Raw genomic sequence first — 24,802 nt, 5'->3', positions numbered from 1 at the left:
TTTTTATACGGTGGATGTTTTCAAAGTTGACGGCGGGACTTCAGCGCCGATGCGCGGCAGCGATCCGGGCAAACCAAGGGTCGACGCAACGGCGGCGGCAGGCTTGCCGGGACTTGACGCGCCGTAGGCATTCAGGGTCGCGTGCCCGATCGGTGCCAGCAGTGCTTGCGCGCCGCCTTTTTGCAGCGACCGCACGACGCTTGCCGCTTGTTTCGCGGCTTGCGCGATCGCGCCGAAGTTGCCGGCTACGCCGGTGAGGCTGGCTGCCGCACCTTTGGCGTCGGCGAGCAGTCCGGGGTTCTGCGCCCTTGGCACCGACGTTGGCCGGTCAGCCGTGGCCGCCGCATCGGCGCCAGCCTCGGACAGCGCGACGGCCGGCCATTCGGTTCCCCGGCCGAAGTAGCTGCCTTCATCCCACGGATCGCGCGGATCCTTGTCGTAGCTGACCGTGGCCATTCCCATCGGCAGGCCGGCCACGCTGGCAAAGCCGTTGCCATCGAGCGTTCCGCGGTGGACGCCGCCTTCGGCATCGATGACGGTGTAGTCGCCTTGCTGGACGCCTTGCTTCCTGCCGCCTTCCTGATTCACGTACTGGTGATACAGGTCGAGCTGCCCCGGCGGTAGCTTTACGGTCTGCGGCAAGCCCGGCGTGCCTTCGCTCTTGCCGGGGTCGAAGCTATGTTTCGCCGCGTGTTGACGCCAGATGCCGTTGGTACCATGGACGATCCCCGATGCGTTCCAACGGCTGAAGCTGGTGCCGCCGTTGATCACCACCTCTTCCTTTGCCGTGATCGTGATCCGGTTGGCGGTATGGGTGATGTTGAGCTTGGCCAGGATGTTCACGCTGTCCTTCAAGGCGGTGATATCGATGTCGGCGCTCGCCGCCACCAGCTTCATGCCGGCCTTGTAGGCAAACAGGCGCACCGCTTCCTTGACGCTGGCCAGCAGGCTCTTGCCCGCGCTCAGGCTGATATGGCCGCCGCTGGTCAGGGCAGAATGCTCCACGCTCATCAGATGAGTTGAGCCCTGCGTGGTGGTTTCAATGCCGGCGGGGCTGGCCAGGGTCAGGTGGGGCGCCTGGAATTCCGGGAATTCGCCTTGCGCCGGAGTGCCTCCCTGACCTTTGATGGCATCGACCTGCGCCTGCAGCGCGTCGGTCACCTGGTCCTGGTCGCCGGGCTGGTGCGCCTGCGCCTGTTGTGCCACCTGCGACAGGCTGTCGTGCAACGCCTGGCCCTGCGCCATGCGCTCCAGCGTCTCCTCCATGTCCGTGATATGGGCCTGGGCGTTCGGCCGCCCTTCGGTGCTGAGCAGCAGGCCTTGCTGCGCGCGCACCGCGCCGCGGCCGTCGGTGCGCAGTTCGAAGCCTTGGCCGCGCGCGCCCTTGCGTCCAGCAGTGTCTTCGATGCGGTTGATATGACCGAGACTGAGCTGGCTGGCGAGATGGTCGCTCTTGAGTTGCGCCTGGATCTGCCCTTGCGTGTCATCCAGCACCAGGTGGTTGCTGCGTCCTCCGGGCGCGTTGCCGCCGTTGGCCGTCAGCTCACGGCTTCTGAGCCCGGTCAGCGCCCGCTGTTCGGGCAGCTTCCACGGCGGCATATAGCTCTGGTTGTACACCGAGCCGGTCACGATCGGATGGTCGGGATTACCGTCGAGCCATTGCACGATCACTTCCGAGCCGACCCGCGGGTGACTGACCAAGCCTTTCTCGCCGCCGGCCCAGTTGCTGCTTACCCGTACCCAGCAGCTACCGCTTTCGTCCCGGTCCCAGTGAAACTTGACCTGGATGCGCCCGTACTGGTCCACGTTCAGGCTGCCTTGACCTTCCGGGCCGACCACGATGGCGGTCTGCAAGGCCAGCAGTCTGGTATCCGTGCTGTTGAAGCCGCGTCCCGGCCGCCAGGGCAAGGCCTTGCTCTGGCAGAGCAGGCGGTTCTTGTACTCGGCGCGCGCATTCTTACCTTGCAGGTAATTGTTGCTGGCTTCGTGATGCACTTCCAGGATCAGGAATTCGCTGTCTTCGCTTTCGCTGAAATGGTCGAGCAGCCTGAACCACCTGCCTGCGGCGACTCGCCGGTTGTTGCCTTGTGCTTCGTACAGCTTGCCGCGGGCTTCGATTTCTTCCATGCGCAATTGCGAAAGCCGGTAGGCGTCGGACTGGTGCTTGAATCCGTAATGCCCTTCATAGCGATGCACCTCCAGCTGCGGAATATCGCCTTGCTGGTTGATGGTGACGGTGTCCGCATGTATCGGGCGCGGATTCTTGAAGTCGAAGCCGCTCACCGCAGTTTGTCCGGACGCCCACTGGCGCAGCGGGCTCCATTCGCCGATCGCATCCTCTTCGACCGCGCCACCGGCGCGGTGAAAGCGGATGCCGGGCGACGGCCCATCGATCGGCGCCGCGGCGCGGGTGTCGTCGCAGATCCTGAGCGTATGGCCTTCGCGGCTGTGTTCGTACCAATAGCTGTAGCCCGCCGCTTCCCAACGCCGGCACAGGTAGTTGTGGTCGGTTTCGTCCCATTGCGTGGTCATCGTGAACTGCGGTTGTTCGGCAGTGACTTCCCATTCCCACGCGGGTAGTCCATTGTAGCCAGCGAAGATCGTCTCCGCCTGCTCGCGCAGGCTTTTGGCATGGAACAGCCGATTGTTACGACGCAGGCGCGTGTACGCGAGCCACGGCGTCAGCACGGCCTCGTAGAACGCGATGCCACCATCGGTTTTGACCAGCTTGAACGACGTGACATAGCCGGTGAAGGGACGGAGGCTGCCGTCCGCCTGTACCAGCGAGACGCACAGCAGCTTGCCGTGCATTGCCTCGAGTTCTATCCTGCCGTCGTCGCTCAGGAGTTCCACCTTGAATTCGAAGTCGCGCGACAGGTATTCCGTGCCTTCGAACCGGTTCACCATCAACTTGACTCGCGGGCCGTCGTTCCTCGGGAACGACAAGCGCAACAGGCGGGTGCTTTGGTGAACTTCCAGCAGTGCTTGCAGGTCAGTCATCGTAGTTACTCATTCGTTGAGCTGCGCATTGTTGAATTCGAGGTGCTCGAAGTGGCTGTTAGCGCGTCTGAACTTGCGACGAAGTTCTTGACTGTAGTGATTAAATTGCGTGTAAACAGTGACAAAACGCAAGTTTTGGCGGGGTGCGCCGCGCAGTGGATTCTGCGACAACGCTGACCGAAGCGCGCGGGCGAAGGGCAAAGGCCGTTATTGATCGTGGGCGGCGGGCGCAACCCCGGTAAAGCGCTCGCCTTCTTATCAGTAACTACCTCAAGTCGTTTGATCTGATTCCCGACAAGAAAGCGATACCGCCGGAATTACTGCTTTATGCCGAACCGGGCAGACGCTGTTGCTGTTGAGAATTTCCTATCGGCGATTATGATTGTTCGGCGTAATAGAAAAGCAAAAAGCCCGGCTTTTCCGCCGGGCTCTGTACTTGTGGCCAACCTTTTTAGTTTAAGGCTAACTTTTCCTTGAGTGACTAATATTGTGGAGAATTCTCCCTAATCCGCCCCTCATTGCGGATAACTTCAGCAACTGAAGCCTGCCGTCTCGCTTCAACCGCTGCCGTTTGCGGACGATGTACCTAACTGTATGTCAGCTAGCCAGCGATCGTTAGTTGAAGCAAGCTCAGCCGTGTAGTTCTCAGCGCAACATCCTGGGAATAGTGAGTACAGCTCAGATGGGCGGCACTATTGGAACAAGCATTGAATCAATGTCGGGTTGAAGATACCTCGTTCACTCCAACGTTTTTAGACTATCCAGCTTGGCAGCGACTGCCCGACCAGTTAAGCCGGCACCTGCCAATCGACGGCCGAGATCGGCTGGATCTCGGAACAGTGGACCTGCGAACGATATAGCATTGACCACACCTACCAGTCGATCAATGAGTTCCATGACCTTTGCCTCGACCAAAAGACGAGGGCGATAGCTGATGTTCGGTGGCGGCATTGTACGGACGATCACGAGGCGCTGAGTTCTTCCCTGAAGACCAGGTGCGCGTGTTCCTGTACGCACCCGGTCAACATGCCACTCATCGGCTGTGTACAACAACCGATACAACAGTGACGTGACGAATTATCAAGGTAAAATAATTTCCTGAACTGTACGAGATCCCTGGACAATAGAAATGGCCGCCGTTCTCCCAAACGCACCCACGGTACCGCCAATCAAAGGCGATGAAACCCGGCAAGCGATCGCATCTCTCGGTGGCTATGTCTATCAGGTTTACGCAAGCTGCGCAGCGTGGCTGCTGCTCGACGCTCAAGCTGAACTGCACCTTGAAGTTGCCGACGATTATGCTGACGTTCTCGGTCAATCACTGCTTGCGACACAGGTGAAGTGCACTGCGACCACTTCTGTGACAATCGTCAGTAGTGCCGCACGCGCTACGATCGATTCCTTCGTGTACCTGAACACGAACAATGCTCATTACAAGGTCAAAGTTCAGCTCCTAACGACGTCAGAAGTCGGGCTGGAGCGCGACAAGACTGACCAGGTCGCCGGTCGCCCTACCTTGGAAGCATGGCGAGACGCGGCGGCCAACCGTTTATCGCCAACGGATCTAGACGAACTGATTCGTGTGGTTATGGCACAGGACTTGAAGCCGGCAACAAAGTCTTACCTTTCTAACCGCACGCCACAACAGCTACAGGCCGAGCTCTTCAGCAACATCATCTGGCTTACGGGCCAACCAGATCCGGAAACGCTTCGCAAACAGTGCCTGGATCTTCTCATCACCCAGGTTCACGAATTCTTCAAGGTGACGCCGCAGGACGCAGAAAAGGCTTTCCCGGCAGTTCTGCAGAAGGTCCTCGACACGGCACATGCCTCGACAGCGCGGAAACTGACCAGGGCGGATCTGCTTAAGGTGCTCGGAGAACAGTTCACGGTAACCCTCCGCCGCGACATCTTCGAAAACCTCATGCGCGCACTTGCGGCCCAGGAGGCCATATCCGCAAGCGGGGACGGTGCGCTCATCGATTTGCAGGCTCGATCGGAGGCATTTGCTCGCGAAGTCGACATCGCAGGCATGGACGCGGCCGGCAAACCGATGCGCCTGAGCAGTGGCTTGTTCGTGCCACGCGAGCAGGGAGAGGGTCTGCTGCAGGACCTGCGCCGGCCTATGAAGGACGCCATGGAGCGGCTTTTCGTTGTTGTCGGAGACGGCGGCCACGGCAAATCGAGCCTGCTGTGGTGGGTCTACCGTGAACTAAGGGACGACCTACAATGGTCTCCTCTATTCCTACCTGCTGCATCGTTTGCGAAAGCGACAGTCGGCAGCGGTCTCGACGTCGACGGCCTCGAAGACGCGTGCGCTGCAATCCATCGCGGCGGCAAGATGGCACTCATCCTCATTGACACGGCCGACTTGCTGCTACGTGACCCGGACAATGCGGGACTGTTCGCCGGACGGCTGGCTGGCCTGTTGGAGGCGAACGCCTATGTCGTGCTCAGCACGCGTCCTGGCGAACTCGAGCGAATTGACATGGCCAGGTTTACACCTCGCATTTATCGTCTTAAGACATATTCCGATACCGAGCTAATATCCGCGTTGACATCCTACGCGAGACGGCACGGTTACAGCCAAGCCGAACTCGATCGGATCTTGCGCGCAGTCGCCATGTGGCGCCCACTCAAGGACGTGTGTGCGATTCCGCTGGCAATGCGTATGCTGTTCGACATCTACTCCCCGCATGGCATTCCGGAAGACATCAATCTCTTCGAACTTTATAGGGAGTACTGGCAGTACCGGATCCGGTCAGATCGCCGTTCGACTGGACTGCTCACGGATGCAGTGCCAAAAAATGGCCGGGATTGCTCCAGAGTGGCTGCTTACCTCGCACTGCAGATGTTGGTCGAAGGTACTTTGGACCTCGAGTACCGTCAGGTCATCACACTATTTTCCGCAGTGGATGGCAAGATCGAACTTGTGTCAGACCTGTTGCACCGCGGAATATTGCAGAGGAGCGGCAAGCACATCCATTTCTTCCATCAGACGCTGTTCGAATACGCGGCCGCTCAGGGTCTCGTGGTTCTGCTCGGACGCGACGGAATCGACCTGTTATCGCAGCGCTGCGACGAACGTCCGGAAGACTTGTTTATGAAACCGATCCAACAGCACGCCTTGCTGCTTGCCGAAGAGGTCGGGGGGGCGGTCGCGAAGGCCGCGCACCGGGAGCTTGACAGGTTGTTGCACAGTACAGACTTGGCCGACCAGAGCGTCGCCTTGCATGTCCACTGCAGCATGCGGAAAGCCTGCACGGAACGCGCTAACAAGGTGCAGGCTCTGTTGCTCGACCCCGCTTCGAGTGAAGCACTGCGCGTCCATTTTTTACGCACGGCGACTAATATCCCGTCAAAACGGCTCAATGAGCTGATCGCACTGGCACGGCCGCTATGGCTCGCGGCGAGTCCGCGCATCCGTCAGCATATGGTACAGATGTTCGGCCGTCTCGCGTCACGGATGCCGGCCGACGTGTTGGCCCTGATAGGCAGCCTGCGGTTGCGCGACCACGTTTTCGATGCCGCCAACGTGAGAAACGATGTTGTCACCGACTATATCTATCTGCTCGGTAATCTGGCACTGTCCGCTCAGCCGACGTCGCACGGTGCTCTCAGCCTTCTCGGCGATGCTCTCGATAAGGCGCTCGCCAAATTCACGCGCCTAGATTGCGCGGCACAGGTCGTTTCCATCGTTGGCCAGCTCGACACTACAGCGATCAACTCGTTTCTCAAAGCACAACAGCCCCGACATAAGTATTGGAACGCGAGCGCATGTAAGGCAGGCGCCGACACCTTTACCAAGCCTTATGCACGTTTATGGGCAGGCCACTGGATAGCGTCAGGCACGACATTGGGCCAGTTGCTAGCGTCCGCGCCCACGACCGATGGTGCCGAACTCGCTGTTCACCTGTTTGGCGTGGACGAGTACATTAGACGGCAACTTGCCGGGAACATGGTCCATGACTTGCCTGCATTGCAGAGTCACATGACTGGACTAGATAAGCCGTTGCGGATCTTGTGGGCACGGTTCGTCTTGGGTCCGATGTTGGGACGTGCATACCAAGCACCGGCTACCCGGCAGCCTGCCCTTCTGGCACTGCAATCTGCGCTCGACCTCGGCATCGGCGTGCTGCGCCGGAAACAGGGCCATGTCGAGCTAGGAGTGGCCGTACAGCTGCTCGAAGCCGCCGTACTGTCGGCGCAGTCAACCGCAGCGTTATTCGGCGCTGTCCAGCCAGGAGTCGCCCTCGGCGAATGGACAGGCACGTCCGAACTCATGCCTTTCCTGCTCGCGGCATCGGAAGGCGGCTTGCCCGGCGCTCGAGTTGCCTACGAGGCAGTGCTCGGCGACCCGACGAAATACAGCCGGGCCGCATCGACATTACAAGCCCGGTTGATCGCGGCGTTTCGCGACAATCCTCAGCCAAAGTACATCGATGCCCTGCTTGACCTGGTCACGCATACCGGCCAAGCGGCTTGGCTGCGCGAATTGCTGCCTGAGCTCTCCGATGCCTCAAGGACGAACGAAGCTTTCCGTGAATCCCTCGAAAAAAAGGTGCGCGTCATCGTCCGGAGCGCATCTACCCGCGCCAGCAAGAGCGTGTTGCAACTGTTGCCCGAGCTGGTCACTGCGGACGCCGTCCACGTGCCGGCCATGGACGAGGTCTTCACGTGGCTCGACAAGTTGCCGGACACGGAGACGCGTCTGCATCTCGCGGCCTGGACGGCCGATGTCATCTGTCGGAATGCTGCCGACGCTGCGCGCTTGGTTGTCTGGCTGAACGAGCACGTCTTCCCTGCTTTGCGCGCCGCTAGGGTGAACCGATTTCAGAAAGAGCAGTATCTGAACGCGTGCGCCGCCCTCGTGCGCCGCAGGCTACTTGATCCGCTCGAGTTCGTCGACGAACCATCGAGAACGACTTGGGCGGACCGCCTGCTCGACATTACTTTGAAGGCACCGGCGCTCGAAAATCATTTGACCTCGTACGGCTGGACGATCGCGGCTGCTGCAACTCGGTCCGGTACAGATGCTGCCGCTCTGTTCTGCAAATTGATCGGGTCGCCCACAGTACAGAACATTAGCCAAAGCGCACAGCGTGACCTGTCACGCCGCCTGACACCTGCCCTGCGTCAGGTATTCGCCCATGCGGACGAAGCGGACCGTGCGAAATTGCTTGCCTTTGCGAAAGGCTCCAAGCCGCACTTGGTGCGCTCGGTAATCCAGATTGCTCTCGAATGTAACGTCGCTGCCCTGAACGATAATCTGGAACGTTTGCGCACAGACTCGGGTTTCGATGCCGACCTTCGGGAACTGATTGCGCGCTTCTGGCGGCATCATCCCAACCTGGCCGCCATGCCGGATTGGACTGCCCTGCAAACGATGCTCGAAAATAGCGCGTCACCATCGGCCTATGGATCGAATTGAATCCGGGGAGGTCCGCCGCGACCGCCCACCCAAGCCCGACAAACTGAGCGACGCTGACGCGCCTGTCGCTACTGAATCTGATCGGAATCTTGGCGATCAGTTGAAGACGGTCCGCCCCCGCCAGGCTTACCTGTCATTGTTTTAGGCAAATCATCAGGTTGATTTTGTCCAAATACCATCTAAAACAAGGCAGAGCAAAAGCACATACAGAAATTCAGTACTCAGCAATAGTTTCTTTTACAGCTCCCGTCCTAGAGATATCGTATGCCTGTAATTTCAGTTAATGCTTTAAAAGAGGCGGTCATCGCGGGGAAAATCGGTGGAATATCGATTGACACCTCAGTTTTCGAACAATATGAATTTGGCTTCGAAACAGGCGTTTTGGCACAAATGGTGCAGTTCAGCCGCCTAGATATTGACCATTTTGTTTTTGATACAGTCCTTCACGAGATAACTAATCACCTAGTCAAAGAGGCAGATCTAACAAAGGCTCACTTAAAGAACGCCTTAAAGCCGCTAAGCAACAGTTGGGCGTTCGCCACTGTACAGAATCGGACCGGACCCATGCTTTCCATTTTTTGCTGTAACACTTTGTTTTGACCCGCCCGGAGTAGTACATTTACTCTCTTGAAAGAATCTCACGCAATTGGGAGGTGAGGACCGAGCTGATGTGATTTTGCCCGATAAATATGTCCAGATGACTTAAATCTCCGGCTAATATATCGGCTAAACGAATATGATAAAGCATAACTGTCCCCTCGCGATTTTTTCTTTCCAGTTCCACCTCTGCATCAGGAGCTAAAGACGCAGCTGTAATTATGACTCCCGAAGTAATTCTTTCCCGGTCCATATCAAGCAAAAAACCGCCCAATTGTTCGCGCGTGAAATCTGTCTTCCTTACTTTTACATTTATTGCAGTTCGTACAGGTTGACCTACTCCATCGGAATTTGATATATAAATAATACCGTCAATCCCTCCGTCTGCTGGACCTCGTCTTGGCGGAAGTCCGGTAACCTGCTCAAGTGGAGCGGCACCGAGCAAGGATCGAATAGTATTTTCCATTACCGCACGCTTATATTCCGCGCTAGTTTCAAGCACTCTCTCTACAAGAGCCTCCTCTAATTTTCCCATATGTCCATCTCAGTTGTATCGCCGAAAAGCATAGCCCGAGCCTCAAAAGCTTTTCGCAGGCAAAAATCGACTAACTGTTGGGAAGTTTTAATATTAATATCAGATTTACTCAAAATCAAGAACAGCTGCCAAGTACAAACTCGGATTGAAAGAAAGCTTTTATCCTTAGCACTAGTGCTTTTCGGAACTGGATTCAGCGTGATTTCCTTCAAGAAAATTAACCTGTCCGGTTTCGCCATTTTCAAGATGTCAATACCAGTTCGCAAGTAACTAGATGCGACGAGTGAAATCGAGTTCTCCACCACAATTTTCTGCGAATTCGTACACCAAAAAATTTGGAGTGCCGAAAGCAAATCAGGGTCAATTGTTCCAGAATAAACGAAGGAGATAGGCTTCTCCACCTCCCCTTTTATTTTCTCCAAAGCTAATTTTTCAATTTTCGATAGATTCATTAAAGAACCTCATAGAGAAGCGATTGAAGGGACTCGGTGTAATTAGGATCCTCCAGGAGGATCGGCGCGTTTTCAGATGGAGAGTAAGGAAGGTGTGTGTTGGCAAGTGTACTTTCAATACCATGATCGCAAAGCGCAGTCCTTATTTTTTCAAGCCCAGATGTAACTTCTCCCCCATGTGCCATGTTTGCAAACACACTGAGTCTAAGTTCACTTGGGGTAAGCGCAGTTGTCGTCAAAACAGCTCGGAGCTCACGCGGTATCCTATCAAGACCAATAGTGTCGTGTGGATTGATAGGCGATAGAACGCGCCATCCTGAGCGTGTGCCACGAAGAAGGTCAGCGCTAACGACGAAACTATCATCCGTATCTAAAACGGCATAATCGAAACCCGATGCTCCAGAAAAATTGTCTGGCACTCCTTCGCCTTCCATTTGAATAATACGGTTCCCGGAACTTCTAGAGAATTCAGGGGTGGTTGATAACACGCGGGACATAATCAGGCCGCCCGCCAAATCCACGGCCAAAATTCGTTGCCCTTGCCTGGCTAAAAGCAATGCAATATTGGTCGCTGTAGTAGTTTTACCAACGCCACCTTTTGGCGTATTTACGAGTAATTTGAGCATTATTAGTAATTAAAAATGAAGTTCATGACGTTTTCGCTCTTTAGTCATTCCCGTAGATGCTATTATCAGCACAAATTACGACAGTTCTACGCGAGCGAGCAAGCGTAGTCATGGGCTTTTTTTGCGTTTGGCAACATTCGGCACTGCTCGATCTAAAACTTCTGTCGCTCACCGATACCACAGCCCATCTGTAGGAAATTTATAGTAACAATTGACGAGGCCAAGGCACTATCCAATTTTAGTGGTTACTATCAAAATTTATTAGTGGCGACACTTAAGTGAGGTGACAACTGTTGGAAATAATTCTTCCAATCCTCCTAGGCATTGCGGATAATTCCGATGGCTGAGGTTGTCCTCTCGCTTTGACAGCCTTCGTCTGTGAACAGAGGTCCCTCCCTAGAGTCCGACCACTTGAAGCATCGATCCTGGCACGGTGCGCTCGGCCACATCCAACAGGTGCGCATGGTGCGTGAATAGGATCACTTGGTGTCCCTTGGAGAACTCCGCGATCGCGTGCAATGCAAGCGCGGCCCGGCTGTCGTCCGAGGTCATCAACACGTCGTCGAGCACCACAGGCAAATCGTAGCCAGCCTCGCGCCGGATCTCGAGCGCAGCCAGTCGCAGCGCCAAGTACAGCTGGTCGCGTGTGCCTTCGCTAAGGCCCTCAACCCTCACTTGGCTGCCATTGGCGCGCTGCGCCAGCAGCACCGGCTTATCGTCGCTGTCGTCGCTGATCAAGCGGACGAACTGACCATCGGTCATCTGATGGAAGTAGCGCGACGCCGCCGCCAACATTGGCCCCTGCGCGCGTTCGCGGAAGCGCTTGAGGGCCTCGGCGAGCAGGCTGTATGCGAGCCGGGAACGCATCCACGGCGCCATAGACAGTCGCACCGCAGCCGCATCGCGCTCCATCCGCTCTCGCGCGGCGGCTGCAGTGTCGGCACTGTCGACGTCGTCCAACGCGCGACGAGCGACCTCCTCGGCTTGACGTGCATTGCGCAGCTCGGTTTCAAGCGCCGCTAACTCGGCCGATGCCTGTGCTTCCTCCTCATCCATGCGCTCGGCATCGTAGTCGCGCAACAGGATACGCAGCTCATCCGCTTGTCGCGACGATGCCGCGGCCAAGTCTTTGCGTGCGCGATCAGCGTCGGCCTGGGCCTGACGCTTGCGTTGCGACTGCGCCTCTGCCTCGGGCAGCGCTTCAGGCGAATTAACATTGGCCGCGCGGCATAGTCGCTCCAGCGTCGCTTCGTGGCGTTGCGCCAGGCTTTCCTGCTCATGTTGGCGTTCCTGCGCGTCCTCCAGGCTCTGCTGCTTCAGGGCGCGCTCGCTTTCAATCAATTTGGCCTTCTTGAGTCTTGCTTCGAGCTGCGCCACGTACAGCCGTAAGTCGCCGGGCAGTGTCTCTCCCATCGCTGCTGCCAGTTCGCGTGCGTGGCCCAGTAGGCGGTCAAATGTTTGCTGAGCTCGCACTCCGCGCGCAGCAGCAGCGTCCAGATCGGCCTTGGCATTGGCCAGCGCCCCGAACTCGAGCAGCCGTGCGCGAGCGGCGGCGATCCCGGCTCCCAGTTCCAAGTGCAGCGTACCGAAAACCCGCGAGGAGACTGCCAACGCCGCGCTGGACTGTTGTTCTTCCAGCGTTTCCTGCTGCGCCTTGAAGCGGCGGATCTGACGTTCGCGCTCCGCGCGTTTGCCGACTGCCGCGCTGAGGGCGCGCTTGCGACGCTCCATTTCGTTCTGGATGTCCGTCGCGAGTGACCACAGGAGAGACAAAGATGCATTAACAGGAGCGGATGCGCCAACAGCCGTAATGGCATCGTACAGACCGTTCACCAGCTCACGCTCTGTTGCGCGCACCGTCTCCAATTCGTCGAGCAGCGACCGCAGCGTAGCGCTCTGTTCGCGCGCATCGCCGAGCCGTGACTGCCACTCGCGCAACGCGGCCGGCGCCAGTAGAGGCAAGCCCTGCGCCTGCAGCTTAGCATGCCACCGCTGCAGCGCAGTCGCATTGCGCTCCAGGATGTCGGTGTGATCGCGTTCGATGTCGGTCGACTGACGCACAAGCCGTGCCAGATCGTCTTGGCAGCCCTGCAATTGGGTCGCCCGTTCGGTATCACGTGCCAGCTCGTCGATGAGCCTGTCAGCATCGCGTGTTTCGGCCTCAAAAGTGTCCAGCATCACGATGGCAACGGCCTTACCGCCGTCATTCGCAGCACGTATCTGCGTCCAGGTGACGTCGCGCCGGTCGCGCGCGGCACGCACGTCCGTTATCGTGGGAACAGCGCCGGCCGCCAACAGCTTGTCACGCTTCGCTTCGACGACCACCTGCTCGGCTTTCGACTGCGAGAGCTGCTTGCGCAGCGTGACTAGTTCCGTTTCGGCGGTTTCGAACTCGCTGCGTGCGGCATCGATTTCGCTATCCAGCAGGGTGCGAATCTGGAGCAACTCCGCTTCGCTTCCCAGTCCGAGAGCCGCAGCGTCAGCTGCAATGGCGCGTTCCAGCGACTTGATCTCGGCCGGGAGCTGCTCCTTGCGCTTCATTAACGCTTCCTTGCGCGTCGCCTCGACCTGGGCCGTATCTAAGGCAGTAAGCAGCTCGGGTGCGGGCAGAGGCTCGACCATCTGCTCTTCCTCTTCGGCAGTGAGAGGGCGTGCCGACTCGAGATGCTGGCTCAGACGCTGTTGCGCCAGCTCGAATTCGCGCAGCACTTCCTCGATTTCAGCGCGCGCAGCCAAGCCTGGCACCAAGGCCAGCACGGCATCTGCTGGCTTGCCGGGCAGGATGCTGCCGGCACGTTCGCTCAGCAGGCGCTGCGCCTCGGTCACCTCGTCCGCGGCGGCGGCAATGTCGTTGCGCAAGGTGTCGAACGCCTCAGCGTTAGCGGCAAGCCGTTCGATGCTTGCCGCGGCGTCGAGCACCGCCTGATCTGGCATCAGGGTCTTGAGCTGCGCGCCCAGCCGCTGCGCAGTCGCCTGTGCCGCTTCTGCGCTTTGGCGCGCGGCCGCCAATCCAGCTTGTGCAGCGGCCCGTTCGGTCGCTGCTGTTTCGGCCAGCAGCCGTACGTCTTCCAGCTCGGCTAGCATTTCGTGCGCCGCATCCAGGCTGCGAATCAGCGGGGCCACGCCACGCAGCTCGGACAGGTGCAGACGCTTTCGGTTCGCCTCGCGATCGCGTTCCTCCAGTTCGGCTAAGTGCTTTTTCGCCACTTGGTGCTGTTTGAACAATTCCGCCCAGGCCGCCGGCTTGATCTGTGCGCTCTTGAACTCCGTATTATGGTCAGCGTAGCTGCGTAGGGCCTCGTTGATGCGAGCATTCTTTCCGCGTGTCCCTGGCATGAAATACGTCCGCGCAGACTGGTCGAGTCGTTCGAGCACTTGCGGAATGCTTCGTACGCCAGCACTGGCCTCGAACAGCGCTGCGCCGACTTCTCCCTGGCCCTCCAGCAGGGCCTCGCCGCCCCTACGAAGGCGTTCGTGATCCAAGCCGAACATAGCCTCGTAGTCTTCCTTCGACAGGCCACAAGTGATCAGTGTCTCAATCTCGGGCGGAACCGCGCTGCCGTCCGCATATTGCAGGGTGGTGCCACGACCCTTGCGACGGGTGACGTGGTAGCGCTTATCGTTGCAGTCGACGAGTATGCCGCCCAGCAGCATATTGCGGTGTTCGTGCAGAAAATTGTCACGGCTCAGCTGAGGTATTCCAAAGCGCAGGTCCGAGATGGCGCGCAACGTTGAGGATTTGCCGGCTTCATTCGGGCCATGGACGAATACCACGCTCTGCTCAGCGCTGCCAAAATTGAGCTTGCGATCGGTAAAGGGGCCAAAGGCGGTCAGGTGCAGTTCGCGCAGTTTCATCGTGAAGTTCCTTCCATGGCGCCCAGATGGGCAAGGACCGTCGCCTCTGCATCGGCCAGCAAGGCACGTAGTACTTCATGGCGCAGCGTCGACGGGTCGCAATCGGACAGACCGGGTGGCAACATGCTGAGGCCGCCGAGCTGGTCTAGCATCCATGCGCGTAGCCGTTCGTCGTTTGATGTGAGCTCGTCGACTAGGTGCACTACCTCCCCGACCGCATCGGCGCGTGCCAGGGCGGCGGCCCGATCAAGCGGCGAGCGCAGGTCGAGCTGAACCTCCTCGACCCACAAGTCGGCTTCCTCGAAGTCTTGGGTGCCCGCCTGAATCGCGGCGGCGATCGTGCCTGGCTGCTCGGCCTCGAACCGGTGCAGTTCGGTCTGGCCGCTAACGATCACTCGCAGCGCATGCAGGCGTTCGCGTTCGCCAGCCACCAGACTGGTGACCGCCGCCATAAAGCGCTGGCGCAGCACGTTGACGTCGGCCGCGCCGCTCGCATCTAGCCGCAGCTGGTGCCAGCGCACTACGTCCAGCGGTATGAACTGTGCGCTCTTGATGCTACCGCCGGTCACTGTCACCAGCTCGCAGCCCTTAGGCCCGATTTCCTTAGCATGACGGCCCTGCAGGTTGCCTGGGTAGACGATGCGTGGATCAGCGTCGCGCACGACCTCGCGCGCATGCACGTGACCGAGCGCGAAGTAGTCGTAGCCCTTGGCACACAATGCCTCGACCGTGGTCGGCGCGTAGGTGTCATGCCCACCTCGCCCATTCAGGCTCGTGTGAAGCACGCCAATGTTGAACATGTCGGCATGGGCGGCAGGATACTGCTCGACCAAGTCTTCCGGGACCGCGCGGTTCGGGAAACTTCGTCCGTGGAGTGCCACGCCGAGGTCCTCGATGATAAACGTCTCGGCCGAGGTCGACTTGAACGTATGAACACCATCGACTGGTGGTAGCTGTTTGGTGATCTGACTTTCGGCGTCGTGGTTGCCCTTGACGATGTAGACGCGGATACCTTCGCGCGTCATGCGCACCATCTGGTCGCGGAAGAACAAGCCAGTGCGGAAATCGGCCCAGTTACCGTCGTAAATGTCACCAGCCAAGATCACGAAATCGACCTCTTCCTCGATCGCGAGATCGACCAAGGCAGACAAGGCTTGCCGTGTGGCGCCGCGCAATCGCTGCACGGGTGCTCCTTCATAGCCGTCGAGCCCGCGCAAGGGGCTGTCGACATGGAGGTCTGCAGCGTGAATAAATTTCATGGACTTACCTCGAAAAATGAACTCGACAGTTGCCTTTCATTATTGCAATAGCAACGGTAGGGATCGGTTCGCTCATGTGAAGGGTGGCAAGCGGAAAATCGCCCGGTGCGCGTCAGCCATTTCGACTGTACTCGGGTTAAATTAAGGGACAACGGTAACCATCTTATTGCTGCCCAGCTATGCTCATGGAAATTTGCTCAGGAAATCGGCGATTGCAGAGGTTGTGCCGGCGTCGATTTCTTCAAATTCTCGTACCAGAAAGTTTCCATTCCCAGAAGTTCGTCGATGCTTGTTCCAGATCTCAGTAAACTTGATCTTAGCACCTATTTGTTGCTAATTGGATATGATTACTGGTATATTTCTTGTTAACGTAGAAGTCATTCCTGGGAGTTGGCGTAGGCATTAAGACGTGAGCCGACAAAAATGGCCACGATGTGAGGCGCTGCTGTGTGTCCAGTAGGCCACTTACTCGTTTTGCGAAGCCAACCGGCGCCTTTGACTCCAGCTGCGCACGCCTTGTAGAGACCGGCGTGAGACGCGAAACTGAGGGCGTGAGCTGCGGAACCTATACGCCCCCTTTCACTGATAGGCATGCCCTGAGACGGGCTAGACTTGAGGAATAATTGTGGTACGTCCCCTCCGCAAGACCAAGCTTGATGGCACGCCTTATTACAGGCGCGAAGCCGTTGAAACTGAAATTCGCGAACTTGCAACCCTCAGCGTCACCGAACTGGAGCGCCGTGCAGCTCGTTGGCCAAGCACCGCTTCAGGGTTTGTTTCGCCGGAAGCGTTGGTATACTTCGTTCGCAACCTACCAGACGGCGCTCATCGTGACAAACTGGCCGAACAATTGCTTGGCCGTGTTGTTCGTCGCATACCGCGGGCTACGGACGCAGGTGGCCACACGGAGTCTCTCACCAGAATGAACATTCGGGAGGACGTGGTCGACCGTTTCCTTGATCTACTGTTGAGCGATCGGGATGAGTACGACGACCGCCTCGATTACTACGAAGTTAACTTCAACTCGGCCATAGCCAAGGCTAGGCAAGACGCTAGCAACCGCCATTGGAAACACGAGAACCGGAGCGATGAGCTGGGTTCTGACGAAGTAGGGGTCTCCGAACGGGTCGAAGCTGCGGTTGGGGACTACGATCCCTTTGACGCCGACGAACTTGACAAAAAAGATTACCGATTGCTGCTCGACGATGCGATTGACAGCTTACCTGAGTTCCAACGGAGGATCGTCGAGATGTGGCGCCAAGAAATTCCTATTGAGTCGAAAGACCCTTCAGTCGTAACCATCAGCAAGGTGCTGGGTAAGACCGAGAAGACCATCCGTACGCATCGCGACAAAGCTTTCGCCTCCTTGAGGCTGCGTCTCGAACGCAAGGGGAGGATGTGATGACTGAACATTCATCGAACACACGAGAAGACGTCTTAAACGCTTTTGCTATGGATTTCGAGCCTGGAGCTGGAATCCTTGAGCGATACCTATCGCAGTACCCAGAGTATTCGCTACAGCTTGTGGATCTTTCCAGAGAACTGTCTCGAGAGTTCGATGACGACACGCCATTGAGCGCTGACGATCTTGCTGCTGTGAGTGCAGGTATGCGCAGGCTTCAGGAACGTCCGGCAACTCTGCAAGCCCTACAGGAGGCTCCAGCCAAGACGTTCACTAACGCAGCTAAAGCATTGGGATGGCCAATACAGGCTGGCCTTGCCCTACGCGAGCGCCGGATCGAAGCCTCAACCATACCCGCGCGCGTTCACGAAAAATTAGCCCAGGCTCTGCAAGCGTCAGTCGCAGTCCTAAACTCCTTTTTGGCTTTACCGCCGCAGACGTCCCAGCTTCGGGCCAGCAAGTCGAGCATCAAGCCAGTGGCTGCGGAAAAGGTTTCTTTGGAACGAACCCTTAGAGAAGCGGGGGTCAACGAAGAGGCATTGTCAAAACTGCTTGACGACGAGTAACCATGGATGCTCTAGAGCTCGCGCGGCAGCATGCTAAACGACTGCACGACGAAGCCGTCGAGCGCGGGAGCGACCCATGGACTCCATATCAATTCGCGGTCGGGATCGCTGACGAACTCGGCATTACCGTCGAGCCCTGCGCCCCTGGTGCCGCGATCCTCGATGGCGCGCGTGCAGCCTTCGACGCTGAGATTCCTCTTATTGTTCACGAGAATGTTGGAACGCCATTCGAACAGGCTTTCCTGGTGGCGCATGAAATCGGACACGCCGAGCTAGGAGACGGCGAAGAAGATGACGAGGCTGTAGTCGAGATCGACGCAGCTCGGACGTCGGAGGCCAGCCCGGTTGGGATGGACCGGGTTGTCGACTACAGCCGACGGCAGCGACGAGAGGTTCAGATGGACCTCTTCGCCAGAGAGCTTCTCCTGCCGAGGCCTTTGGTGGTCGACCTGCACGTGGTTCAAGGGCTGACCTGTTCCGAAATCGCAGGCCGGCTAGGTGCGCCGTTCGAAGTCGTGGCTCAACAGATGCTTGATGCGCTATTGCTTCCCCATGTGCCTGTTGTCGCTGCAGCGGAACCAATTGAGATCCCCCTCAATAAGAAGCAAGAAGACGCAGCTGGCCATCGAGGCGCTGCTTTTCTTCTTCAGGCAGGACCGGGCACAGGTAAGACACGCACGCTGGTAGCGCGAGTTGAGAGCCTGCTGGAGGAGGGTGTTGACCCGAGGCGTATCCTTCTTCTGACCTTTTCGAACAAAGCTGCAGGAGAAATGGCCGAGAGGATCGCACTGAAGCGGCCTAAAGAGGCCGCCGCGCTTTGTATTGGAACCTTCCATAGCTTCGGCCTAGACATCCTGAGGCGATTTAATGACCGGTGTAACCTGCCAGCTAATCCTCGCCTGCTGGATCGAACCGAAGCAGTGGAACTCATTGAGAACGAGTTCCCGCGACTCGGCCTGATCCACTACCGTAATCTCTACGATCCCTCGCAGACCGTCGCTGAAATCTTGGCTGCAGTGTCGCGAGCAAAGGACGAAGTCGTTGATGCCGCCGGGTACCTGGCGCTGGCAACGGCAATGCGCGTTGCAGCGTCCGATCAGAGTGCCGTGCACGCCGCCGAGAAGGCAGCAGAAGTTGCCAAGGTCTATGCGCGCTATGAGGAGCTGAAGGCGGTCACCCAATGCGTGGATTTCGGTGACCTAGTCATGCAGCCAGTGCTCCTGCTGGAAAGCGATGAAGCAGTTAGAGCTCAGCTTCAGGGCGCGTACGACCACATCCTGGTTGACGAGTACCAGGACGTGAACCGCAGCAGCGTGCGGCTGCTAGCGGCGTTGAGGCCAACAGGCGAGAACTTATGGGTGGTTGGCGACGCTAAACAATCCATTTACCGGTTCCGCGGCGCCTCATCGTTCAACATGTCTCGCTTTGGGCGCGAGGATTTCCCCGGCGCGGTACGCGAGAGCCTAGAAGTCAACTACCGCTCTACGTCAGAAGTGGTCCATGCCTTTTCGACGTTCGGGAAGGACATGTCAGCAGCTGATGGCGAGAAGGCACTCAAAGCGGATAGGGGCTCTGGTGGCAAGCTACCTGAAGTTATTACGGTGGGCAGCACGTCCCTGTTAACGTCGGCTATCGCTGACGGCATTGAAGAGCTGCACATAGAGGGCTATCGGTATCGCGACCAGGTCGTCCTGTGCCGTGGGAATGACCGGCTGTCCGATATTGGACGGGAACTCGAACGCGCAGGCATTCCGGTACTGTTCTTGGGCAGCCTGTTTGAGCGACCAGAAGTGAAGGACCTTGTAGCAGTGCTGACGCTTCTCATTGACCGGCGCGCGATGGGGCTGATTCGGACCGCTTGCTGGCCAGAGTTCGAGATGGCTTTAGAGGACGCAGTTAGGATCTTTGAGCATCTACGAGGTACGGACGTGGAACCGGGTGCCTGGCGGCTTCACGTCCCAGCTGAAGTGACGAGCGCAGGGCAGGCCGCTTTGTCGGCCCTCCATGTCGCCCTTGCTGGCTTCGATACAACTTCGCAACCTTGGACCGTACTTGCGACCCTCCTTTTAGACCGAACTAGACGAGCAGCACGTATCGCTGCGTCAACCAGCGTTTCGGAGAGGGCACAGGGCATCGCGATCTGGCAGTTCATGAACTTCGTTCGGGCACAGCCGAACGGGCGGGGACTCCCGATTCAGCGGCTTACCGACCGCGTGAGGAGGCTCCTGCATCTGCGAGATGACAGAGACCTGAGGCAGCTTCCTGCAGCAGCCCAAGGTATCGACGCAGTTCGCCTGATGACGATACACGGGGCAAAGGGGCTTGAGTTTCAAGCAGTCCACATTGCCGGTGTAAATAAGGATTCAATCCCTGGATCGCTTCGGACATCGAAATGTCCTCCACCAAGGGGCATGGTCGTCGGTGGACAGGGGACCGCTGATGAAGTGGCACGAGCGGCTCATAATGAAGAGCAGGAGTGCCTGTTTTATGTCGCAATGTCACGCGCGAGAAATCGTCTGGCTTTCTATGGGGCGAGCGCCACGGCAAACGGGCGAGCCAGGCCGTTATCGCCATTCCTGGATCGAATCGGGACAGTCAACCGCCGATCCGTGACGCCGACTACTGTCATGCCTCCAGCACCTGACGACGACCCCATACCTGTGGTGTTTTCTGGCAGTCCACGTTTCACTTCCGATCAGGTCGCGCTATATGAGTCTTGCGCTCGACGGTTCTTGTACACGCATCTGCTTCAGGTGGGTGGTCGCCGCCGGATGAGCTCGTTCATGCAAATGCATGAGGCGATCCGCGAGGTCTACCGTGCGGTTGTGGCTCAGGGAAGCACGCCGACTGACGAGCTGGATACTTTGCTCTCGAAAGCCTTTGTTGCCCATGGTCTGCATGAACATGGCTATATCGATGACTATCGGGAGATAGCCGTTACGATGCTTCAGTATTTCTTGGAGTCACGAGCAGGCGCCTTGATTGAAGGGCCAACGGCGCTGCACATTTCGTTTGAAGATTTCAGAGTGGAGGTAAGGCCGGACGAAATCTTGGTACGAAATGGTATCCGCACCTTGCGCCGAGTAAGGACTGGCCACGCGCCCAGCGAAGATGTAAAGGACGTTGGGGCCGCGGCGCTTGTGCTGGCGTCCCGTGCGGCATTCCCTGACGCGCACATTGAGCTTGTGTACTTGGCCGATGCCGAATCGAAGCCGTTGACACTCTCCACCAGAGAGCTGAACAACCGGCAGGGCAAGCTGAGCGACATCTTCCGTGGGATCCGGGATGGCCAGTTCAAGGCCAAGGTGTCGGACACCATCTGCCCCAACTGCCCGGCCTTCTTCGTATGCGGCGCGGTGCCGCCGGGCACGCTCTACAAAAATTTCTGAAAAAAAGCTTACCGGCGGCATGCGGCGGGTCCGATTAGAGGGATGTAGACGAGAAAAATCTCGCTACATCAACCATAAGGACCCTATGAAACATCCTGATATTGACAACGTTGGCGATGCGATCCGTGAGGATCGCCCTCTGCGGGAAGCTGCCGCTTACCGCATTCTCTTCGGCTTGGAAGGTCTGACCTTCCGCCACATTGACGTGACGGACCCAGTTCCCACCGGTCGGCAGATTCTCGACAGTGCTGGGCTTGACCGCCGTGGCGACTACCTGCTCTTTGCGCTCTTGGCCTCGGGCGACTTCGAGGACATCCGGCTCGACGAGACCGTAGACTTGCGCGGCAGGGGTGCTGAACGCTTCATCGCGTTCAAGTCCGACCGCGACTTCAAGTTCTCGTTGAACGACCGCCAGATGGCCTGGGGCCGTGCTGACCTGCTCGGCAGCGTTCTGTATGACCTCGCTGATCCGTCGCCCGAGGAGGCCATCTTCCTCGAGGTCCGAGGCGGCGAGGACCGTCTTATCGAGCCGGACGACCGGGTCAACCTCGATGCACCTGGCATCGAGCGGTTCATCGTGGCCCCGCGGCCGACCAAGGGCTACGTCATCCTGGTCAACGCTGTCGAGGAGACGGTGCCGGACAAGCACGTCACCTTCGAACAGGTCGTGAAGCTTTCTCATCCGAACGCGCCGCCGGAAACCAACGTCAAGTTCTCCATGACGTACCGCAATGCGGCCTCGCTCCCCCACGCCGGTGAACTCGGCGAGGGCGGCTCTGTTGAAGTCAAAAACCATGGGACTATCTTCAATGTCACGCGAACTGTTCAGTCGTAATCCCGACTTGGCCCGGCTGCGGTCGGAGGGGTACTTCGTCCGCATCCAGGGAAGCCTCCTGGTGATGCGGGAGGTCCCTTACGTCGATGCCCAGCGCCGCGTGCGCACCGGCGCCCTGGTGTCTATGCTTGACCTGGCTGGCGATCAGACGCGGAAGCCGGAAACGCACGTGATCCATTGGGACGGCGATTTCCCGTGCAACGCGGATGGGACGCCTTTGCCAGGGATTTCTCACGCGTCGCCGAACACCGACCTCGGCCACGGACTCACCGCACGGTACAGCTTCTCCAGCAAGCCTAACCAGGACGGCTATCCGGACTACTACGCCAAGATGTCTACTTACGCAACGATATTGGCTGGCCCGGCGGCCGTCCTCCAGCCCGGTATTAGCGCACGGTTGATCCGCGGCGCCGATGATGAAGACGAACACAGCGTCTTCAACTACCTCGATACCGCATCGAGCCGGGTCGGCCTGGGGGCGCTCGCAAGCAAGCTGGAGAACGAGGTGGTGGGCATCCTGGGCACTGGCGGCACGGGCGGTTACATCCTTGACCTGGTTGCGAAGACTCCAGTAAAGGAAATCCGGCTGTTCGATGATGACGAATTCCTGTCGCACAACGCGTTCCGCGCGCCGGGCGCGCCATCGCTGGAGGAGCTGCGGGACGCCCCGAAGAAGGTGCAATACCTGAAGGGCATCTATGAACGGATGCATCGGGGCATCGCGGCGCACCCCGTGAAGATGAGCGCGGAGACGCTGGGGCTGCTTGACGGCATCACGTTTGCATTCCTCAGCATGGACGCAGGCGAGGAAAAGCGCGCCGTGGTCGCCAAGCTGGAGGCGCTCGGCGTTCCATTCATCGACGTCGGGATGGGTTTGGAACTCTCTAACGGCAGCCTCGGCGGTATCTTGCGGGTGACAACGAGTACACCAGCGAAGCGCGATCACATCCACGCAGGCCGCATCTCCTTCGCTGGCGGCGGCGGTCAAGACGTGTACGCCTCCAACATCCAGGTGGCGGACCTGAACGCCCTGAACGCGTGCTTGGCGGTCGTGAAGTGGAAGAAGCTCCGTGGGTTCTACCGCGACTTGGAGAACGAGCACCACAGCACGTACACGACTGATGGCGGCATGTTGCTAAACGGAGACCAGTCGTGATGCGCCATGAAACCCTGGAGCATCGCTTTGTCCGCAACGTCCCACGCGAATTGGATCCAGGCGTGTTGTACATCTCGATGGACTACGCGACTGCGGTCCACTCGTGCTGCTGCGGCTGCGGCGATCGCGTGGTGACCCCGTTTACGCCTACCGACTGGCGCATGACGTTTGATGGCGAATCCATTTCGCTTCACCCTTCCGTGGGCAACTGGAACCAGAAGTGCCGGTCACACTATGTGATCCGGGGGAGCCGCGTCCTAGAGGCCGGCGCCTGGTCCGCGTCGCAGGTTGAAGCAGAACGGCGCCGAGACAAGCGGGCCAAAGCTGAGCACTACAGCCAGCTAAGGGATGCTGAACCTAGCGTCGATTCTCTAGCGGAGGGCGGCGCGTCTAGCCCGACCACTCGGGCGAAGGCCGGACTGTCCCCAAGCATCTGGTCGCGCTTCAAGATATGGCTCAGCAGCTGACCAAGGGGCTACTCGATGGTTGCGTGCTATAGACGATGCTACGGCCCGTCCATAGCTCTAGCCTAGTAGCCCCTTCACCACACCCTGGGTTTCGTACCTAGACTTAGCGTCAAGCAGCTTATGAAAATCAGACCAAGCCCTTGAGGTCAGGCGCCTATCGGACAATGACCGGAGCATGGGCACTAGGCGGTAAGGAGAGCATAAACTGCAGGTCTTCCAACGCTTTACGAACATCGGTTTCAAGGCTAAGGACGCCGTCAAAGGCTGAGCCCAACAGCACGTAGTCCTGGTCCAAGATATCGTTGAGGACGACTTTGCCCTTTGCGGTATCAAGGCCACCATCCCCGAGCCACTGCAGCGCATGGTGCACCTGGACGTAACACCAGCGCCTGGTCAAGGATTTCGTCTTCCAGAGCCTTCGCGACACGGAGTTCGGAACCCCAGCCTTCTTCATGTGCGCCACATAAAATCCGTCCCCGACTGCCCGGGCAATACCTAAGCGCGCAATTCTTCCTGCTATTCCTCCTTGTCGGCAGGCCTTGATCCCATCTTCCGAAAGCTCGGCACGAAGCTTGCCAACCAAGCGTTTCAACTCATCCCGATTTGCCTCGACGTTCAGGTCGTGCCGTTGGAGATCTTCCCGAGCTTCAGCCATCCGGTCACGTAGTAGCGACATGGTTTGCCCACTACCTATCTGACTTTCTACGATGGCTCCGCGAAGTAACTCTGTGAAAATGCTAGGCAATAATCGTCCCTCAGCTGAAGCTCTGGATCTAATTTCCAGTTCGCGAGCTTCTTGTATGGACATCGCCATAAAGCACCTCGTTACCAAGGGTACAAATGCTTCAAAACTGTTCCGAAAGGTATCTTCCCAATGTTCATTCTTGACCATTTCCACCAAGCCTGTGTCTGGGATGACAAACTTTGCATTCGGATGCGCATCGACGAACTCCGCAAATCGCGGTGAGCGCATGACATTCTGATCGACCACATAAATTTTTCGCGTCACAGCAACCAATCCGAACAGTTAGTAGAGAAGCTCAGCGACGATGGTTTCAATAGGTGTGGCATAAAGCTGGCCTGATTTTGAGGAGTGTCCCCAGATCATTCCGGCAATACGCATCTCGGCAGGACTCCACTTTTCTCCAAGCTGGGTGTAGTGGTCAAGTAATTTCGGACACCACGATAGATTCTTTTGCTGCCATGTTCCGCTCGAAGACGGTGGGCGGCAG

16 protein-coding genes are annotated in these 24,802 nt (G+C 58.0%); 8 read left to right on the top strand and 8 right to left on the bottom strand.

The features are described from left to right. Nucleotides 1-3: 3 nt before the first annotated feature. Nucleotides 4-3,000 carry a type VI secretion system Vgr family protein gene (locus ACEN88_RS03790; RefSeq protein ID WP_413337467.1) on the bottom strand — a complete coding sequence of 999 codons (2,997 nt, stop codon included), beginning with the start codon at nucleotides 2,998-3,000 and terminating at the stop codon, nucleotides 4-6. A 1,129-nt stretch (nucleotides 3,001-4,129) separates the two neighbouring features. Here ACEN88_RS03790 and ACEN88_RS03785 point away from each other — a divergent pair. Next, a complete protein-coding gene (locus ACEN88_RS03785; RefSeq protein ID WP_413337466.1) occupies nucleotides 4,130-8,431 on the top strand; it encodes an NACHT domain-containing protein in 4,302 nt (1,433 codons plus the stop codon). 264 nt (nucleotides 8,432-8,695) lie between these two features. After that, nucleotides 8,696-9,031 (top strand): hypothetical protein, encoded by a 336-nt coding sequence (locus ACEN88_RS03780; RefSeq protein ID WP_413337465.1) that lies wholly within the window; start codon nucleotides 8,696-8,698, stop codon nucleotides 9,029-9,031. Nucleotides 9,032-9,050: 19 nt separating this feature from the next. Here ACEN88_RS03780 and ACEN88_RS03775 read toward each other — a convergent pair whose 3' ends face one another. The 5 genes from ACEN88_RS03775 to ACEN88_RS03755 all read right to left on the bottom strand — a co-directional run bounded on the left by ACEN88_RS03775 (nucleotide 9,051) and on the right by ACEN88_RS03755 (nucleotide 15,755). Beyond that, entirely contained in the window at nucleotides 9,051-9,563 is a 513-nt protein-coding gene (locus tag ACEN88_RS03775) for a restriction endonuclease (RefSeq protein ID WP_413337464.1), read from the bottom strand. Then, nucleotides 9,551-10,015, bottom strand: a complete 465-nt coding sequence (locus ACEN88_RS03770) for a hypothetical protein (protein ID WP_413337463.1) — start codon at nucleotides 10,013-10,015, stop codon at nucleotides 9,551-9,553. The genes ACEN88_RS03775 and ACEN88_RS03770 overlap by 13 nt, the downstream gene beginning before the upstream one ends. Beyond that, on the bottom strand, nucleotides 10,015-10,641 hold the full coding sequence (locus ACEN88_RS03765; protein ID WP_413337462.1) for a ParA family protein: 627 nt from the start codon (nucleotides 10,639-10,641) through the stop codon (nucleotides 10,015-10,017). Before ACEN88_RS03765 ends, ACEN88_RS03770 begins: the two co-directional genes overlap by 1 nt. 396 nt (nucleotides 10,642-11,037) lie before the next feature. Next, nucleotides 11,038-14,496 (bottom strand): AAA family ATPase, encoded by a 3,459-nt coding sequence (locus ACEN88_RS03760; RefSeq protein WP_413337461.1) that lies wholly within the window; start codon nucleotides 14,494-14,496, stop codon nucleotides 11,038-11,040. Beyond that, on the bottom strand, nucleotides 14,493-15,755 hold the full coding sequence (locus ACEN88_RS03755) for a metallophosphoesterase family protein (RefSeq protein ID WP_413337460.1): 1,263 nt from the start codon (nucleotides 15,753-15,755) through the stop codon (nucleotides 14,493-14,495). The genes ACEN88_RS03760 and ACEN88_RS03755 overlap by 4 nt, the downstream gene beginning before the upstream one ends. A 625-nt stretch (nucleotides 15,756-16,380) precedes the next feature. On the opposite strand from ACEN88_RS03755, the gene ACEN88_RS03750 reads away from it, so the two are divergent. From ACEN88_RS03750 to ACEN88_RS03725, 6 genes are all read left to right on the top strand, one after another. Then, nucleotides 16,381-17,157, top strand: a complete 777-nt coding sequence (locus tag ACEN88_RS03750; protein WP_413337459.1) for an RNA polymerase sigma factor — start codon at nucleotides 16,381-16,383, stop codon at nucleotides 17,155-17,157. Then, on the top strand, nucleotides 17,157-17,723 hold the full coding sequence (locus ACEN88_RS03745; protein ID WP_413337458.1) for a hypothetical protein: 567 nt from the start codon (nucleotides 17,157-17,159) through the stop codon (nucleotides 17,721-17,723). Before ACEN88_RS03750 ends, ACEN88_RS03745 begins: the two co-directional genes overlap by 1 nt. A gap of 2 nt (nucleotides 17,724-17,725) precedes the next feature. Further along, the gene (locus ACEN88_RS03740; RefSeq protein WP_413337457.1) at nucleotides 17,726-21,112 is read left to right on the top strand and encodes a UvrD-helicase domain-containing protein; all 3,387 of its coding nucleotides are present in this window, start codon (nucleotides 17,726-17,728) and stop codon (nucleotides 21,110-21,112) included. A gap of 85 nt (nucleotides 21,113-21,197) precedes the next feature. Next, a complete protein-coding gene (locus ACEN88_RS03735; RefSeq protein WP_413337456.1) occupies nucleotides 21,198-21,947 on the top strand; it encodes a multiubiquitin domain-containing protein in 750 nt (249 codons plus the stop codon). Then, the gene (locus tag ACEN88_RS03730; RefSeq protein WP_413337455.1) at nucleotides 21,922-23,103 is read left to right on the top strand and encodes a ThiF family adenylyltransferase; all 1,182 of its coding nucleotides are present in this window, start codon (nucleotides 21,922-21,924) and stop codon (nucleotides 23,101-23,103) included. The genes ACEN88_RS03735 and ACEN88_RS03730 overlap by 26 nt, the downstream gene beginning before the upstream one ends. Then, on the top strand, nucleotides 23,103-23,570 hold the full coding sequence (locus ACEN88_RS03725) for a DUF6527 family protein (RefSeq protein ID WP_413337473.1): 468 nt from the start codon (nucleotides 23,103-23,105) through the stop codon (nucleotides 23,568-23,570). The genes ACEN88_RS03730 and ACEN88_RS03725 overlap by 1 nt, the downstream gene beginning before the upstream one ends. Nucleotides 23,571-23,724: 154 nt before the next feature. On the opposite strand, the gene ACEN88_RS03720 is transcribed toward ACEN88_RS03725, so the two are convergent. Further along, nucleotides 23,725-24,579, bottom strand: a complete 855-nt coding sequence (locus tag ACEN88_RS03720; RefSeq protein WP_413337454.1) for a hypothetical protein — start codon at nucleotides 24,577-24,579, stop codon at nucleotides 23,725-23,727. 18 nt (nucleotides 24,580-24,597) lie between these two features. Beyond that, on the bottom strand, nucleotides 24,598-24,802 hold a 205-nt coding region (locus tag ACEN88_RS03715), incomplete at its 5' end, for a hypothetical protein (protein ID WP_413337453.1).

Origin of the sequence: Massilia sp. CT11-108 (assembly GCF_047302915.1) — a bacterium.
Taxonomy (GTDB): Bacteria; Pseudomonadota; Gammaproteobacteria; order Burkholderiales; family Burkholderiaceae_D; genus Telluria; species Telluria orientalis.
Note: the sequence above shows the minus strand (reverse complement) of the source record. Positions and strands in the feature narration are given on the sequence as shown.